Origin of the sequence: Brevibacterium sp. K11IcPPYGO002, assembly GCF_050920635.1 — a bacterium.
In the GTDB taxonomy this organism is placed as follows: Bacteria; Actinomycetota; Actinomycetes; order Actinomycetales; family Brevibacteriaceae; genus Brevibacterium.
Map to the genome: position 1 here is coordinate 343,578 of NZ_CP131929.1, position 16,576 is coordinate 360,153.

Annotated in this window: 15 protein-coding genes; 2 read left to right on the forward strand and 13 right to left on the reverse strand. The window is 66.5% G+C overall.

Going from position 1 to position 16,576, the window contains the following annotated elements:
- Window positions 1–27: 27 nt before the first annotated feature.
- Both QYM46_RS01580 and QYM46_RS01585 read right to left on the reverse strand, forming a co-directional pair.
- Window positions 28–1,422, reverse strand: a complete 1,395-nt coding sequence (locus QYM46_RS01580; RefSeq protein WP_432790502.1) for an MBL fold metallo-hydrolase — start codon at window positions 1,420–1,422, stop codon at window positions 28–30.
- A gap of 46 nt (window positions 1,423–1,468) precedes the next feature.
- A complete protein-coding gene (locus QYM46_RS01585) occupies window positions 1,469–1,654 on the reverse strand; it encodes a hypothetical protein (RefSeq protein ID WP_025777490.1) in 186 nt (61 codons plus the stop codon).
- Window positions 1,655–1,843: 189 nt separating this feature from the next.
- Here QYM46_RS01585 and QYM46_RS01590 point away from each other — a divergent pair, with 189 nt between their 5' ends.
- Window positions 1,844–2,101: a metal-sensitive transcriptional regulator gene (locus QYM46_RS01590; protein WP_051505072.1), complete on the forward strand. Its 258-nt coding sequence runs from the start codon at window positions 1,844–1,846 to the stop codon at window positions 2,099–2,101.
- A gap of 56 nt (window positions 2,102–2,157) precedes the next feature.
- Here the strand turns inward: QYM46_RS01590 and QYM46_RS01595 are convergent, their stop codons facing one another.
- From QYM46_RS01595 to QYM46_RS01645, 11 genes are all read right to left on the reverse strand, one after another.
- The gene (locus tag QYM46_RS01595) at window positions 2,158–2,811 is read right to left on the reverse strand and encodes a DedA family protein (protein ID WP_432790503.1); all 654 of its coding nucleotides are present in this window, start codon (window positions 2,809–2,811) and stop codon (window positions 2,158–2,160) included.
- Between the two features lie 40 nt (window positions 2,812–2,851).
- On the reverse strand, window positions 2,852–4,711 hold the full coding sequence (locus tag QYM46_RS01600) for a glycosyltransferase family 39 protein (protein WP_432790504.1): 1,860 nt from the start codon (window positions 4,709–4,711) through the stop codon (window positions 2,852–2,854).
- Window positions 4,708–5,931 carry a glycosyltransferase gene (locus QYM46_RS01605; RefSeq protein WP_432790505.1) on the reverse strand — a complete coding sequence of 408 codons (1,224 nt, stop codon included), beginning with the start codon at window positions 5,929–5,931 and terminating at the stop codon, window positions 4,708–4,710. The genes QYM46_RS01600 and QYM46_RS01605 overlap by 4 nt, the downstream gene beginning before the upstream one ends.
- A gap of 63 nt (window positions 5,932–5,994) precedes the next feature.
- Window positions 5,995–7,437, reverse strand: coding sequence for a sensor histidine kinase (locus QYM46_RS01610; protein WP_432790506.1), 1,443 nt, complete (start codon window positions 7,435–7,437; stop codon window positions 5,995–5,997).
- Entirely contained in the window at window positions 7,434–8,123 is a 690-nt protein-coding gene (locus QYM46_RS01615) for a response regulator transcription factor (RefSeq protein WP_432790507.1), read from the reverse strand. Before QYM46_RS01615 ends, QYM46_RS01610 begins: the two co-directional genes overlap by 4 nt.
- Window positions 8,124–8,144: 21 nt before the next feature.
- Entirely contained in the window at window positions 8,145–9,473 is a 1,329-nt protein-coding gene (locus QYM46_RS01620; RefSeq protein ID WP_432790509.1) for a COG4705 family protein, read from the reverse strand.
- Between the two features lie 120 nt (window positions 9,474–9,593).
- On the reverse strand, window positions 9,594–10,679 hold the full coding sequence (locus tag QYM46_RS01625) for a sensor histidine kinase (protein ID WP_432790511.1): 1,086 nt from the start codon (window positions 10,677–10,679) through the stop codon (window positions 9,594–9,596).
- Complete coding sequence (locus QYM46_RS01630) at window positions 10,676–11,368, reverse strand: response regulator transcription factor (RefSeq protein ID WP_432790512.1); 693 nt, start codon at window positions 11,366–11,368, stop codon at window positions 10,676–10,678. Before QYM46_RS01630 ends, QYM46_RS01625 begins: the two co-directional genes overlap by 4 nt.
- Window positions 11,369–11,518: 150 nt before the next feature.
- Entirely contained in the window at window positions 11,519–12,253 is a 735-nt protein-coding gene (locus QYM46_RS01635) for a phosphatase PAP2 family protein (RefSeq protein WP_432790514.1), read from the reverse strand.
- Window positions 12,254–12,433: 180 nt separating this feature from the next.
- Window positions 12,434–15,448 carry a DEAD/DEAH box helicase gene (locus tag QYM46_RS01640; RefSeq protein WP_432790515.1) on the reverse strand — a complete coding sequence of 1,005 codons (3,015 nt, stop codon included), beginning with the start codon at window positions 15,446–15,448 and terminating at the stop codon, window positions 12,434–12,436.
- A gap of 12 nt (window positions 15,449–15,460) precedes the next feature.
- On the reverse strand, window positions 15,461–16,126 hold the full coding sequence (locus tag QYM46_RS01645; RefSeq protein WP_432790516.1) for a hypothetical protein: 666 nt from the start codon (window positions 16,124–16,126) through the stop codon (window positions 15,461–15,463).
- 58 nt (window positions 16,127–16,184) lie between these two features.
- On the opposite strand from QYM46_RS01645, the gene QYM46_RS01650 reads away from it, so the two are divergent.
- The gene (locus QYM46_RS01650) at window positions 16,185–16,553 is read left to right on the forward strand and encodes a hypothetical protein (RefSeq protein ID WP_432790518.1); all 369 of its coding nucleotides are present in this window, start codon (window positions 16,185–16,187) and stop codon (window positions 16,551–16,553) included.
- Window positions 16,554–16,576: the final 23 nt, after the last annotated feature.

Below are 16,576 nucleotides of genomic sequence, written 5' to 3' on the forward strand. Positions count from 1 at the left end.
CCGAGCGCCAGGGTTCTGACATGCGGATCAGGACTCGAGGGATCGCCAGGCGTCGTAGGAGCCGGCGAGCTCGGCGACCCGGTATCCGGCGCGGCGCAGGGCGCTGGCGGTGATGCTGCTGCGGGTGCCGCTCTGGCAGTAGGTGACGATCCGGCCCTCGCTGGGCAGGCGGTCGAGTTCCCACAGGGCGCGGCCGCCGCTGAGTTGGGTCGCACCGGGGATGTGGCCGCCGGCGTGCTCGTTCTTCGAGCGGACATCGACGAGGCGGATGTCGGCTGCGTCTGCGAGATCCGCCGGGTCGACCAGGTCGACCGGGTGCAGCTCCATTCCGGCAAGCGAGGTCACGTAGCCGGTGACCGTGTCGATGCCGACCCGGATGAGATGATTGCGGAACTCTGCCGCCTGCTCGGCATCATCGGCGAGGACGATGATCGGCGTCGACTCTGCGGCCGGGTCGAAGACCCAGGCGCCGAAGCTCGCGGCCTTGCCGGGTCCCGGGATGTGCAGGGCCCCGGCCGGGGTGCCGGCATGGACGTCTGCGGTCGGACGGGTGTCGATGAAGGCCGCCGAGCCGTCCTCGACCCTCTCCTGCAGACGACCGGCGTCGAATTCTTCGAGCTCGGCGAGTGCGCCGAGGAGTGACGGGCCCTCCCGGTTCTCGGTCTTCATTCGGGCGAAGTAGGCGTGGGCGTCGGGCTGCCCGGACAGCAGTTCGTCGACGAAGCTCTGCTCATCGCCGCTCTCGAGGAACGGCGACCACCAGGCGAAAGCGCGCTCGTAGCCGACGGTGGTCGTCGGAATGGCCCCCAGTGCTTTGCCGCAGGCGCTTCCCGCGCCGTGGGCGGGCAGAATCTGCACGTAGTCGGGGAGGGTGAGCAGGCGGTCGCGGAGGCTGGCGAAGAGGTCGCGGGCACCGGCGAAGCGGGTGTCGGAGCCGCCGGCCGCCTCGTCGAGGAGGTCTGGGCGTCCGATGTCTCCGACGAAGACGAAGTCGCCGGTGAGCATGAACCCCGGTGCGTCGGCCTGGGCACCGTCGGTGACGAGGAACGACAGGTGCTCGGGAGTGTGGCCGGGGGTGTGCGAGGCGCGCAGGGTGATGTTGCCGAGGGCGATCTCGTCACCGTCGTGCAGGCGCACCGCGTCGTCGAAGCCTGCCCCGTAGGACCAGTCGGGTCCGCCTTCGTCGGAGACGTACATCGTCGCGCCGGTGGCGGCGGCGAGTTCGCGGGTGCCGGAGAGGTAGTCGGCGTGGATGTGGGTCTCGGTGACGGCGGTGATCGTCAGTCCGTGGCGGTCGGCGAAGTCGCGGTAGACCGCGATATCCCGGCGCGGATCGACGACGATCGCTTCCCCGCTGGCCTGGCAGGCGATGACGTAGCTGGCGTGGGCGAGATCGGCGTCGAAGATGCGTTCGAGGAGCATGGGAGTCTTCTTTCCGTGGTCGACGGGTGTTTGGTCTGCCGTGGGGTCAGCGGCCGAAGAGGCGGGAGAAGAAGCCGGGCTTGGCCGCTCGGGCCGCATCCTCTTCGGCCTGGGTGTGCTTGCCGTTGCACCACTGGCCGGCCGGGACCGTGCTCTTCACCGACTGGATGTGCTGTCCGCATCCTGCCCACGTGGTCTTTCCGCAGACTCGGCACGTCGCTGCTCGACACATAGCTGTCTCCTTCTTCGGCCATCGCTGGCCAGTTCATCGTTGGTTTTATATACCCTCAGGGGTATGCATTCAATATACCCTTAGGGGTATGGTTGATGTCAACATCGAGAACGTGAAAGGACGACGATGAGCGAACGCGACACAGCTCTGACCGAACCGACAAGGGCAGAGGGAGACCCGGGGGAGCGGATGCTCGCCGACCCCGCTGCGCAGAAGAAGATCCTCAACCGACTGCGTCGGGCGCAGGGGCAGCTCGGTGCGGTGATCACCGCGGTCGAGGACGGAAGTCACTGCCGCGACGTCATCCATCAGCTTTCAGCGGTGTCGAAGGCACTCGACCGGGCCGGTTTCCTCATCATCTCGACGGCGCTGCGGGAATGCCTCGAGGACGACGAGGACGATGTGCGCACCGACGAGCTCGAGAAGCTCTTCCTCTCGATGGCCTGACGCGGTGGACGGCTGGCCTGACCGGGCGGTCGGCCCTGCGAGTTCGGGCCGCCGTGTCAGTGTCGACCCGTGCGGGGTCGGGGCGTGCCCTCACGGGACGGCGATTCGGCACCCGGAAGGAAGCGCTGCCGACGTCTGCGGGCGACCGCGGTGACGATCACCGGGGCGACCGTGATGACGACTATGCCCAAGGCGATGAGTTCGACGTTGTGTGCGACCCATGGGATCGCCCCGAAGAGAGCCCCGGCCAGACCGAAGAGACCTGCCCAGATGACGGCGCTGATCGCGTTCCACAGGGAGAAGTTCGACCGAGGCATCTTCGCCGAGGCGGCCGCCGGTGAGATGAATGTGCGCACGATCGGCACGAACCGACCCAGCACCAGGGACGGTCGGCCGTATTTGGCGAAGAACCTCTCCGCTTCCTCGAGGTAGTGGGTCTTGAGGATCTTCGCATCGGGTTTGAACAACCGCGGACCGAACCTGCGGCCGAGGATGTACCCGAGCTCGCCGCCGGCCCACGCGGCGATGCCGGCGATGAGGGCGATGATCATCCAATTGATATGCAGCGCACCGGCCAGGAGAGCGGCTGCGAAGACGAGGCTGTCGCCGGGCAGGAACGGGAAGAGCAGACCGTTCTCAGCGAAGACGATCCCGCCGACGGCGAGCAGAGCGAGAGGTCCGAGGGCGATGAGGATGCTGGTGATGTCCATGTTTCAATGATCCGTTTCCGGTTCTGAGGAACCTCTGAGATTACTGCCCGATGGTGACGCCGCAGGAACTTCCCAGCTGACCAGATAATTGCGGTACATCCGGAGTCGAGGTGAGGTCGTAGACGATCGCGCTGCCCGCGTTGAGCGGCTGATAGTGCGCGGCCACCCAGTCGGCGATCGGTCCGCGGGTGCCGATGTACCAATGGATCCGGCCCTCGGCGACGAGCGTGCGGAACTGGTCGAGCGTGGGAGTCGGATCGGTGTGCGTGTATCCGCCGACCGGCATCACCGGCATTCCGCTCGAGAGCTGATAGGTCGCCGCCGGTGTCGACCCCGAGACGGCTCCCGCCCACTCGGAGCTGCCCGCACCTTGCAGCAGACAGACAACCGCAGGATCACCCGAGCTGATCGGGTCGGACGGGTACCCCGCCACCGGCCCGGCCCCATGATGCGGCAGCGACGCGGTGACGACAGAGACCGCGGCCGGCCCGATGAGGGCTGCGGTGATCGCCAAGGCGGCGAAGACCCGACCCAACGTGGTGACGGTCGCCGGGGCGGCCGCCTCGGCGAGGTTCTGACCGAAACTGTGACGCCCGGTCCGGGACGCCGTGGTGACCGGCAAGGCGATGAGCAGGCAGGCAGCGAGACCGAGGACGATGACGACGGGCAGCAGCAGAACGGTCTGCTCGGGACCGCCTGCCAGCAGCACAGCCGCCCATGCGGTGGTGGCAGCAACCGTTGCAACCAAGACGATGCGCCCGGCGACGGACTTCCGGTGCTTCCACACTTCGCAGGCTCCGATGCCGATGGCCACCGCGAGGCTCGGCAGCATGACGGACGAATAGTAGGAGTGATAGATCCCGCTCATCATGCTCAGCGCAAGATCGGAGACGACGAGGCCGCCCAGCGTGCCGATGAGCAGCGCTCGAGCCACATCGGTGCGGGGGCGGGATCGTGAGAACACCAGCGCTGCCACACCGAGGATGAGCGCTGTCGGCAGCAGCCAGGAGATGCCGTCGGCAGTCGCTCCGGTGAACAGCCGCAGAAGACCTCCGACCGTCTCTGTGGAATTGCCGCTGCCGCCGAGGATGCGGCCCAGTCCGTTGTAGCCGACGGTGAGCTCGAGGAACGAATTGGTCGTCGACCCGCCGATGTACGGCCGGGCCGAGGCCGGAGTGAGCTCGACGAGTGCGACCCACCAGCCCGCCGTGATGACCAGGGCGATCGCCGCAGTGAGCAGATGCCGCACTCGCGCCCAGAACCCGACGGGAGCGGCGAACAGGTACGCGAAGGCCAAACCGGGCAACGGCAGGAACGCCTGCAGCTGCTTGGTGAGGAAGGCGAATCCGAAGGCCGCGCCGACGAGGATCATCCACCTCAGCTGCGGACGCTCCAGTCCGCGGACCGTGGCATAGACCGCCAGAGCCAACAGTGCCGTGAGCAGGGCGTCGGGATTGTTGTAGCGGAAGACAAGAGCAGCGATCGGGGTGAGAGCGGCCGCCGCCCCCGCCAGCAGGGCGATATTCGCCGCAGCGACCCGACGCACGGTGGCGTAGACCAGCCAGACCGTGAGGACGCCGAGTGCCGCCTCGGGAAGCGCGACTGCCGTCGGGCTCAGCCCGAACACCCGCACCGAGGCGGACATCAGCCACAGCGAAGCAGGCGGTTTGTCGACGGTGATCGAGGCGGCGGCGTCAGACGCCCCGTAGAGCATCGCATGCCAGCTCGAGGCTCCCGCTTGTGCCGCCGCCGCATAGTAGACGTTGCCCCAGCCATCTGCGCCGAGGGCGGTGAAGTAGAGCATCGCCGCCCCGAGCAGGAGGATCCCGAGGCCGATGAGCTCTCGCCGGCGTGCCGGGCCCATCCCTCTCGCCGGCACTGCGCTGATGCTCGCCTTCATGCGCCCATGAGCTCTCGTCGGGTGATGCGGGATTCGACGCGCACGGCTTCAGCCTTCGGGCGGAAGATCAGACGCAGCACGAGGAACCGCAGCACCGTGGCCACGGCGTTGGCGCCGGTGAGCAGAAGAAGAGTCTCCCACGGGCCGGCCGGCTCGGAGGTGCGTGTGAGCATCGACAGCGCACCGCTGCTCAGCGCCCAGGTGGCGGCGAATACGAGGAGACCCTGCACCAAGTGCACCCCTGCTGTCGCAGGATCCTTGACTCCGAACGTCAGGCGACGATTGACCATGGTGTTCGCCACGGCGCTGATGGCCAGCGCGAGGAAGTTCGCCCATTGAGCGCCGAGGAAGGAGTGGAAGGTGAGGAACAGGAGACTGTAGGCGATCGTAGAGGCCACACCGATGAGACCGAAGCGCACGAGCTGCGCCGTCAGTGGGGGAGCCGCCTGCAGCGGCAGCCGACCGATCTCCGTGCGAACCTGCGCGACCGCCTCGTCGCGGGTGGGATTCGGCCACCCCATTCGGGCGATGCCCTTGAGATCGTCCTTGACAGTTCCCGCCACATCCACGGTCGATTTCGGGTCGTCGTACCAATCGACGGCCACCTCGGCGATGCGCAGACCGCAGCGTTCGGCCAGCACCAGCAGCTCGGTGTCGAAGAACCACTGCTCATCGGCGACCAAGGGCAGCAGCCTGTGGGCGGCGGAGGCCGACACCGCCTTGAACCCGCATTGGGCATCGGAGAACGCCGCCCCGAGCACGGTGTGCAGAAGCAGGTTGTAGCCGCGGGACAGGGTTTCGCGTGTGGTCGACCGAACGACTCGGGATCCGCGCTTGAGTCGAGAACCGATCGCGACATCCGAATGTCCGGTCAGCAGCGGGGCGATGAGCGGCGACAGCGCCCGCAGATCGGTCGACAGATCGATGTCCATATAGGCGAGCACCTGCGCGCTCGAGGTGGTCCACGCCCGTTTCAGCGCTCGCCCGCGGCCCTTCTCAGCAAGGTGGACGACTCGGATGTTCGTCAGGGTGGCAGCCAGAGACCCGGCGATGAAAGCTGTGTCATCGGTGCTCGCGTTGTCGGCGATGGTGATCTGCCAGTTGAGCGAATCCTCCGTCTCGGAGAGGAACCGGTGGAGTTCGAGCACGGAGGCCGGCAGGGCCTCGGCCTCGTTGAAGACGGGGAGGACGATGTCGAGATGCAGCGGTGAGGAGGTCATGATCCGATCGTGGAATCCGTGCCTGGGAGCTTGCCCGGCCAGAGAGCCGCCGCGTCTGAAACTTCATTCAGATTCGACGGCGGGCGCTTCCGCAATGGGAATGACGATGAGCACGGTGACCCCTGAGCCGGGCCGGTTGACCAGATCGATCGTGCCGTGCGCGCGGTCGACGATGGCGGCGACGATCGCCAGCCCCAGCCCTGTTCCGGTGGCTTGGGCACGAGATTCGTCGCTCTGGCTGAAGCGGTCGAAGGCGCGGTCGGCGAAGTCCTCGGGCATGCCGCCGCCGGTGTCGCTGACGATGAGGGTGAGCGCTTCGGAGCTCGTGTGGCATTCGACGTCGATGCGGTCTCCGTCGCTGCTGACCTTGAGCGCATTCGAGAGCAGATTGTCGACCACGCGGCCGAGGTCGTGGGTGCGCAGTGCGAAACGGGCGGTCCGCGCCTCGAGGCTGATGTCGTCGTTGATGTCGATGGCGCCGGGCAGGTCACCGGCGCGGAACACCGCCCGGTCGACGGCTTCTCGTACCTCTTCTTCGAGGTCGGCTGCGGTGGTCGCGGACGGGTCGGCCGCCTCGATGGAGGACAGGAGCAGCAGAGAATCGACGAGGGAGGTCAGGCGCACCGCAGAGCGTTCGGCTCCGGCGATGTCGTCCTGGAGCTCATCGAAGCTGCGCGGTTCGGCGCGGGCGAGTTCGAGCCGGGTGCGCAGCATCGCCAGTGGGGTGCGCAGCTCATGGCTGGCGTCGGAGACCAACTGGCGTTCGCGCTGAGCCGAGGCGCGCAGCTTGCCGATGAGTTCGTTGAGGGTCCGGGCCAGCTGGGAGATCTCATCGTCGACGGTGCCCACCGGCAGCGTTTCCTCGCTGGGAGTGTCGATGAGGCGTTCGGCGGTCTGCCGGATCCGCCGCACCGGACGCAGCGAGGCCGAGGTCAGTAGGAGAGAGGCCAAGAGGACGGCGCAGGCGATGATCGTCAGGGAGGCGATGAGCAGAGCCCGCATCGGGGTGAGCACGGCGGCTTCCTCGGCGATGGGACGTGCCGCGACGATCTGCCAGTCCCCGTCGGCCGAATGGAGCATCTGGAGGCGGACGATGGACCCGGAGTCGGCGTTCTTGGTCGCCCCAGACGTGGACGCCCCCGTCGATGTGCCCGATCCGCGGACTTCCTGAGTTCCCGGGTCGAGATCTCCGGCTCTGAGGGAGCGAGAGACGTCGGCGTCGAGAGTGCTGATGCGCACCTTTCCGGCCGGATCGACGACGGCGACGTGCTGAGACGGTCCGGGTTTGTCGAAGGACTCACCCGGTTCGGTCCGAATCGCCTCCGCATAGGGGGCGGCTTCGCTGGCGAGCACGGATTCGGTGTTCGCGCGCAGGATCTCCTCCACTCGGGTGTTGAGCAGCAGGCCGGCGAGGACGCAGAGGACGAGAGCGATGAGGAAGCTGCCCCCGGCGATGCGGGTGCCGATGCCGACGCGGCCCAGCAGACGGTGGTGGGTGCTGGTCATGACCGGGCCTCCTTGGGTGTCTTCTCGAGTCGGTAGCCGACTCCGCGGACGGTGCTGATGCGGCAGTCGGCGTCCTTCTCGCGCAGCTTCCGGCGCAGGTAGCTCACGTACTGGTCGAGGATGTTCGGATCGATGTTCGCGGCGGACCCCCACACGGCTTCGAGCAGTCTGAGGCGGGGGACGACGTCGCCTTCGGCCTGAACGAGGGTGCGGAGGACATCGAATTCGGTGCGGCTGAGAGGCAATGAGCGTCGGTCGACCTCGGCCTGGTGAGAGAACAGGTCGAGGTCGATGGATCCGAAGCTGATGTGGGTCTGCGGGGTGAGTGTGTCGCGACGGTGGATGGCGCGGATGCGCGCGGTGAGTTCGGCCATGGCGAAGGGTTTGACGAGGTAGTCATCGGCACCTTCGTCGAGGCCGCGGATGCGATCGTCGACGGCATCGCGGGCGGTGAGCAGGACGACCATGATCTGCGGGTCGCTGCCTTTGAGCCAGCGGCACAGTTCGAACCCGGTCATCCCGGGCATCATCACGTCGAGGACGGCCGCATCGAAGGTGTGCTCATGGGCAAGAGACAGAGCCTCGAGCCCGTCGTGGGCGGTGAGGACTTCGTGGCCTGCGGCGCTCAGCCCACGTGCCACGAGAGCGGCCATCTCCGTTTCGTCATCGACGACGAGAATGCGCATCGGCGTCTCCTTCAGGTGGGCTCACTTCGGGGGCAGGCTGGCCAGCAGGTCGGTGATCGCCTGCTGCTCTGCGGCTTGGTCCGGGTGTGCGGCTCGGACGGAGGAGAGCACCGGGTCGATGCGTCTGTCGATGAACGTCCAGGTCGAGCAGTCTTTGGACTGCAGACGCGGCTGAGCTTGGTCCCATGCGGTCTCGAGCTCCTTGGCCTTGACCAGGGCGCCCTTCTGATCGCCTGCTGCCACGAGTGTTTTCGCCTCGGACGTGATCGTGCGGAACTGAGCATTGTCCGCGGCGGGGAAGTGAGCCTGAGCCGCTGTCTTGGCCTGGGCCGCGGTCGAGACTGCGGGGCCGTCCGACGAGCAGGAAGGTGCCGGTCCCTCGTCGGCCAGCGCACTCTGATGCGGCTGCAGGCCGGTGAAGGTGAGCAGGGCGATCGTGGCCAGGCCGGTGACGGCGAGGGCACCGGCCGTGACCTTTCTGCGGGTCGCAGATACGGGCGGAATGGGATGCGCAGATGATTCGGCATGCGGGGAAGTGAGGGCGGCCGCCTCGGTGTGGGTCCGTCTGTTCTCGGTCACGTCGGTGCGGCTGACCGTCAGGTAGATGACGACGGCGGCGATGACGGCGAGGAACAGGATGCTCGTGGCCAAGGTCCCCAGGCCCAGTCCCTGTTCGGCCTTCGACAGGCCGAGGAAGTCGCCGATGTTCGCACCCAGCGGGCGGGTGAGGATGTAGGAGACCCAGAACGCGAGGACCGGGCCCAGGCCGAAGCGCCAGAGGATCGCGGTGACCGCGATGAGGCTTGCCGGCAGCAGGATCGACGGTCCGGGACCCCAGCCGGTGAGCTCGAGCGTCCAATCGCCGAGCGCGGTGCCCAAGGCGAAGGTGACGAGCACTGCCAGCCAGTAGAAGGCTTCGCGCGGAGTGGAGATGATGCTGTGGATGGAGAGCGTGTGCTCCTTCGAGTGCCAGATGGCGAAGACGATGATGAGGGCGGCGGCGAAGACCGCGGAGCTGATCCACAGGGGCACACCCAGCTGGTCGGTGAGGATGTCCGTGTAGAGGGTGCCGGTGACGGAGGTGGCGACCACGGTCAGCCAATAGGGGGCGGGCAGGTAGCGGCGCAGACGCATCTGCACGGTGAGGATGACGGCCGTGACGACGGTGAAGAGGACGGCGGTTATCGTCAGCCCGACGCCGAGGGCCATATTGATCCAGTCGGCGAAGGTTTCGCCGACAGTGGTGCACAGGATCTTGATGATCCAGAACCAGATCGTGATCTCGGGGACTTTGCTCAGCATCTGCGCGGGCCCGGGCGCGGACGGGTGCTGCGGTGTTGGTGTGGTCATGGGCATGATCTTTCTGGCCCAAGCTGGATGCTGACCCGAAAATCGGGGCCGTGCGTCTGAACCTTCTCACAGGTGGCGTGGAGGCCGACCGTGCCGAATCCACGCCTGCCGGACCCGTCATCACCGGCTCCGGCGCTGGCGGCGGGTACGCAGGTGGCGACTGCGTGGCCGCGGCAGATTAAGGGTCATCGTCGTTCCCCGCGCCGAGGTGGCCGCCACCTCCACGGTTCCGCCCCACCGGTTCACCGATTCCTGGACCAAGGACAGTCCGATGCCGAACCCCGTGCGGGAGGTCCCGCCGCCGTCGCGGGCATCGGAGGAGCGGGCGAAGCGGTCGAAGACGCGGTCGGAAGAGATTCCGGAGATGCCAGGGCCTTCGTCGCGCACGGAGATGGAGATGCGTCGCTTGTCCGCAGCGGTGCTGATGCGCACGGTCGACTTCTCCGGTGAGTGCTTGAGGGCGTTGTCGATGAGGGAGAGCAGGCACCGGTTGAGGCTGGCTGCGGGCATGGCCACGGTGAGCGGGTCTGCACTGGTGCCCGGGGCGTCTGGGTTGCGCGCAAGGGCAGCCGCGCTCGCCGCATCCTCGGCGATGTCGAGGCTGACGTGCCGGTTCTCCGCCGACAGCCGCATCGTGGCCACTACGGAATCGATCGATTCCGGCACCGAGGTGGGGGCCGCCTCGGCGGTGGGGGTGACCTCGACGGATTCGAGGAGGTCATTGACGATGGTGATGAGCGTGCGGGAATCGCTGCGCAGCTTCGCCACGGTCTCGGCCTGCGCGGAATCGGGACCCACTGACCTTTGGAGCAGCTGGATGCGGGTGTCGAGGACGGTCAGCGGGGTGCGCAGCTCGTGGGAGGCGTCGGCGACGAAGCGTCGTTGGCGGGCCAGGGCGTCGACGAGCGGGGCGACGGCACGGCGGGTGATGAGCAGGGCGAGGACCCCGGCGAGGATGACGGCGCCGATGGCGATGATCAGGCCGTTCTCCAGGATATCGAGGCCGCTGATGGTCAGGGTCCGTTCCTGATCGCCGGATTGGATGAGGTCACCGGGCGGGATGCGGGAGAACACGACCCACAGGGCACCGAGGGCAGCGATGAGGGCCAGCGCTGTCGCCGCTGCCGTGATCCAGAGGGCGACCCGGCGGGCGGTGGCGTTGATGAGCCGGGCGTCGGGGTCGGTGGGACGGCCGAAGAGCCTCATAGCTGACCCAAGCGGTAGCCGCGGCCGCGGACGGTGATGACGATCTCGGGTTCGGTCTTCTTCCGCAGGTAGTGGATGTAGGTGTCGACGGTGCCGGTGGTGTCCTCGGCGTTGAAGACGGATGCCAGGATCTCTTCGCGGCTGAAGGTCTTCAGCGGGTGTTTGGAAAGGAGCTCGAGCAGCTCGGATTCCTTCAGTGTGAGTACGATCTGACCCGAATAGGGGGATTCGATGATGCGCGAATGCGGGAAGAAATCCCATGCGCCGATCTGGTGAGTGGTCTCGCCGGCGGCTCCGGGGCGGCGGATGGCACGCAGGCGGGCGAAGAGCTCATCGAATTCGAAGGGTTTGACGAGGTAGTCATTCGCCCCGGCGTCGAGTCCCGTGACCTTGTCCTGGGTGGTGCCCAAGGCGGTCAGCAGGAGGATCGGGGTGGAGATTCCGTCGCGGCGCAGCGTCTGGGCGACGGTGCTCCCGTCCATTCCGGGCAGGCGGCGGTCGACGATGAGGACGTCGAAGCGACCGGTGTTCGCGGCAGCGAGTCCGGCGTGGCCGTCGGCGAGGAGAGTCACCACGTACACCTCTTCGAGGACGCTGGCCATCATCGGTCCCAGCTCAGGGTCGTCTTCGATGAGAAGGAGCCGGGGCCGGTCGTCGGCGGTGAGCGAGTCCGGGGAGTGTGAGTCCATAGGACAAGCATCCACCTTGGGGCCTGCCGGGGCCACGACCTGGGGCGCGGGTCGCACCGGAATCACCAGGTCGTTGTCCGAGCGGACGCAGTCGGTTGGTTCCAGGGCGGAATGCCCGCGGAACCGGCGGAGGGAGAACCGGGCCATCATTCAGCTCGGAAGCGAATGCGTGGCCGGGGACGGCGGAGCGGGTGGGACGGCCTCCTCGGTGGTGGTTTCTGGCTGTCGGATGAGGGGTGAACCGGTGACGCCGGTGATGACTCGGTTGGCGGCGATGACGGTGGCGGGGACGAGGACGATGGAGGCGAGAATATCGGTGGGATAGTGCACGCCGAGGTAGATGCGTGACCAGCCAGCGACGAGGACGACGACGATCGCTGCTGCGATGAGCGGCATACGGAGTCCTCGGCGTCCGTGGATGACGAGGAGCACGAGAGTGACCATGATCGCGGCAGCGAACGCGGTGTGGCCGCTCGGGTAGCTCAGTGTCGATGGGTCGACTCCGGTGTCGTGGGTGAGCCCGGCCGGGGAGGGACGAGGACGTCCGACGATGATCTTGAGCATGTAGGACAGCGCCCAGGGGACGACGATCAAGGTCATGACCCGCACCGAGGTGGCCCAGGACCGGAATCGGATACCGGCCCCGACCGCGAGGGCCAGGGTGAGGATCATCGCCCCGATCGACCCGAAGGCGATGTTGAGGGTGTGCGCGATGATGTCGAGGACGGGGGAGTGGAGCGCGTTGACGGCGACCACGGCGTGGTCTTCGAATGGGGACCAGGCCGGGGTGCCGACGATGAGCATGCCGCCGGCGAGCACGAGGAGGTAAGCGACGACTGCGAGGCTGAGCGCGCCGGCTAAGTTCAGGCGGGGTTTCTCTGTCATATCGCCAGTGTGCGCGGGCGGTTCTAAGAAGCCTCTGAGGAAGCGGGCGGGCGGGGCTTCTTTGTGCCAGCGGCGACCGTTGATGAAGTTTGGTGAAGTTTGCGGAGGAGAATATTTACTTTAGACCCCCTAAAGTCAATATTCTCGCCGCATCTGTGAGCTTAGATGCGGAATCGGCCCCTACCCCTCGAACAGCCCCTTGATGTCCGCGGCCGTCACGGTCTGGCTGAAGGCCTGACCGCCGGGTCCGCGGCCCTCATAGGTGCCGGAATCGGACATGAGGTCGTCGAAGAGTTCGGCCTTGCGCTTCTGCAGGGCGAGCACCTTCTCCTCGATCGTGCCCTCGGCGACATAGCGGTAGACCATGACGTTCTTCGTCTGCCCGATCCTATGCGCCCGGTCGATCGCCTGATTCTCCGAGGCGGGATTCCACCACGGATCCATGAGGAAGACGTAGTCCGCCTCGGTGAGGTTGAGCCCGAACCCACCGGCCTTGAGACTGATGAGGAACACCGGCGCCTCACCCGACCGGAACGCATCGACGACCGCCCCGCGATTGCGCGTCGACCCGTCGAGGACGACATAGGGAATCCCGCGAGCGTCGAGTTCGGCAGCGACATTGGTCAGGAACGACGTGAACTGGCTGAACACGATCGACCGATGCCCCTCAGCGATGACATCGTCGAGCCGCTCCAGGAGCGCAGCCAACTTCGACGAGGGCACCTCGGCATGCTCGGCATCGACGATCGAGGGGTCGAGCGCGAGCATCCGCAGCAGGGTCAGCGACCGGAAGACGATGAACCGCTGCTTGTCGTATTCGCTGTCGATGAAGCCGAGGATTTTCTTCCGCTCCTTCTGCAGGATCCGATCGTAGAGTCTCCGGTGTGCGGCATTGAGCTCGACTGAGATGACCTGCTCCTGCTTCTCCGGCAGATCTGCGGCGACGAGATCCTTCGTCCGCCGCATCATGAACGGTCGGATCCGCCGTTGCAGGCGCTGCATCCGTCCCGAATTCTCACCCGACTCGATCGGACGCACGTACTCCTCCTCGAACCGATGCGGTGACGGGAACAGTCCGGGCGCCGTGATCGAAAACAGCGACCACACGTCCTTGAGCGAGTTCTCCAACGGAGTCCCGGTCAGCGCGAGCCGGAACGGTGCACGCACTTCCTTCGCCGCCAGGTGCGTCTGTGCGGTGGAGTTCTTCACAAATTGAGCCTCGTCGAGGATGAGTCCCGCCCACTCCATCCGCGAGATCGGGGTCTCCTCCAACCTCAACATCGCATACGACATGACAATGACATCTGCACCGTCGACCACCTCGGCGAGGTCGACCCCACGCGCCCGCGTCGACTCGGCCACGACACGAACGTCGAGGTCAGGGGTGAACGCGGTCGCCTCCTTCACCCAATTCGGGACCACCGAGGTGGGAGCGACGACGAGGAAGGGTGTGTCCGCCTTCGCATGCGTGATGAGCGCGAGCGTCTGCAGGGTTTTGCCCAAGCCCATGTCGTCGGCGAGGATCCCGCCGAGGCGGGACCGATAGAGCAGCGCCAACCACCGGAATCCCTGCACCTGATACGGACGCAGTGCCGCGCCGTTCAGGTCAGGCACCTCGGTCGCGGGCAGGTGTTCGAGGTCGGCCAATGCGCGCACTGAGTCTCTCCAGGTCACGGCCGGTTCGGACTCGTCGGCGAGGTCCTCGAAATCCGACCACAGACCCACATGCATGCGGGAGATCTTCGGCGCTCCGGGTTCCCATTCGGGGATGAGGTCCGCCTCGGCGAGGAGGGCTTTGAGCTTGTCGAAGATCGGCTTGTTCAGCGACAGGAACGAGTCGTCGGAGAGTTTGATCTTCTTTGTCCCGGCCGCCAGTGCCTTGTACAGCTTGACGAAGGGGACCGGGTGGCCGTCGATGCTGATCTGGAAGCCGAGGTCGAACCAGTCGTTCTTCTCCGACTCGACCGAGGTGATCTTCACGTTCGGCTCCCCGCCGAGTTCCCGGTATGGCTGCTTCTTCCCGCGCGTGATGACCTTGACGTGTTCGATCTCTTCGAGCCCGGGCAGGACGTTGACGACGAAGTCCGCGGTGTCGGCGTCGTCGAGTTCGACGTCTCTGATGGTCGGCAGGGCGGAGCCGGTTCCGTGGGTGTCGGCAAGGAGTTTGTCGACCTCGGTGACGACGGCATCTTCGAAGTCGAGTTCGCGTTGCTCCGCGTATTCCCTCGCCGAGGCGGCGCTGAGTCTCAATCGGTCGATGACGGGGAAGGTGCGGCGGGGTCCCTGGTACTCCCAATACCAGCGCAAGGAGAGTTTGTCGCCGGCGCCGAAGGCGGCGAAGACAACGAGGCGGGGGCGACCGTACTGCGGGAAGGCGACGGTGGCGTCGCTGCTGATGACCTCGGCGCTGGACCGCAGCTGCGGGTAGTACTCCTCGAAGAACTCTTCGGCCTCGGCCGCGGGGATCGTGATCGGCCCGGGGGACTGGAGTACGGGCAGCGCGGATTCCTTCGTCGGAGTCTCCGTAGGGGCGAGGGTGACGGTGAAACCGCTGGTGACGTCGATGCCGAAGAAGCCGTGCGTCCAGATCGGTTTGATCAGCCCGGGAGCATATTCGCGTTCGTCGATGGTCGCCCGCGTCTGCACCTGCAGGCGGTTCTGGCTGCGGCGGATGTCGATGGCGGCTTTCGCGTTGTGACCGATGCGGATGGTCATATCCGGATTGATGCCGACGAATTCGATGCCCAGTCTCTTCCCCTGCGTGAAGTGGTCCCACAGCAGGGGAGTGCGGAAATCGCCGAGGTGGTACGGCGCCCCGTCGGGCGTGAAGTCCGTCTTCCCGCGGGTGCGCAGTCCCGCGAGCTGGGTGAACCATTCCTGGTGGGCCGGGTCGATGTCGAACTGCCGTGCCATGCGGTCGATGGTGCGCCAGGTCAGGGACTTCTTCACCCAGTTGCCGGATTCGCTGAGCATGAGCGGGCGGATCGCGAGGCTCGGATTCGCGCCCGGGGTGACGTCGTCCTTGTCGAGGAGGACGGAGTGCTGGGCTTCGAACCATGTGCGGGGGATGACTTGGACGAGCTCGAATCCCAGGGCCACGGGCGTGTGCGAATGCGGAGCCGCCTCGGCGAGTGGGGCGAAGGCATCACGCCAATCGGCGGGGATGGCGGTGGGGGTCGGTCGATGTTCGGGCACGGAGACATCCTCTCACCGCTCACCGTCGTCAGTCGTCGTCCGGTCGTCCTCGTCCTGGGCATCTTCGTGTGGGGCGTCCGCGCGTGAGCTGCGGTCGAAGAGGACGATGAAGGTTGCGACCGCGAGCACGAGTCCGGAGGCGACGACAGCGATCGGTCCGAAGCGGAAGGGCAGCACCTCGTGGAGGAGGCCGCGTACCGTCGACGTCGGATCCGCCAGCGTCGCAGCGGTGAAGATCGCGACGAGGACGGACACGCCGAGAGCCGCGAGGCGATTCCATCGGCCGTCGACGTGGTGGGACAGGAGCCGGCCGGCCTTGATGATCCGCCCGGTGCGCAGGATCCGCAGGGCACCGATGAGGCGGATGAGGCGGAAGAGCTGCACGGGTCCGAGGGCGAAGAGCACGCCGAGGATGATGAGGACGGTGAGGACGATGAGCCACCGGTGGCGGCGCAGCCACGCGACACGGTCCTCGGAGACGATGAAGAGGATGAGCGTCTCGCCCACGAGCACGAGCCCGGAGAGGAGATTGACGATGCGGCCGGCGGCGCTCCACGGCTCCGAGAGGAAGGAGAGGAACACGGCGGGAATCGACACGAGTGCGGCGATGAGCACCGGCATGGCCAAACGGCTGCGCCAGCGGTCTTCGCGGGACGCAGGCGTCGGATGATCAGTCATGGCAGTCCCAGGATACGGGCCTCGGTCGGTGTCAGGGGCGCGGAGTAGCCTGGTCCCTATGAATGGGAACAATGAGGTTCACACACAGTTCTTCGACTCCTACACCCGTGCCCTGATCGATCGGGAGGCGGCGGCGATCGCCGAGCACTACGCGGTGCCGGCGCTCATCGAGTTCCCTGGGCAGCGAATCCTGGTCACCGATGCGGGACAGACCCATGACTTCTTCGCACAAGCCGTCGGGCAGTACGACGGGGTGACTGAGGTCGACACCGCTGTCGAGGTGGCTGCATCGACCGCACACAGCATCTGGGTCGACGTCACTTGGACCTACCACGGAGGTGCCCCCGACGAGCGGAATATGTACCAGCTCGTGCGGACCGACGAGGGCTGGAAGATCGCCGTGCTCACCCCGCTGGAGTACGGATGAACCCTGCGAGACGGGAGAGGGGG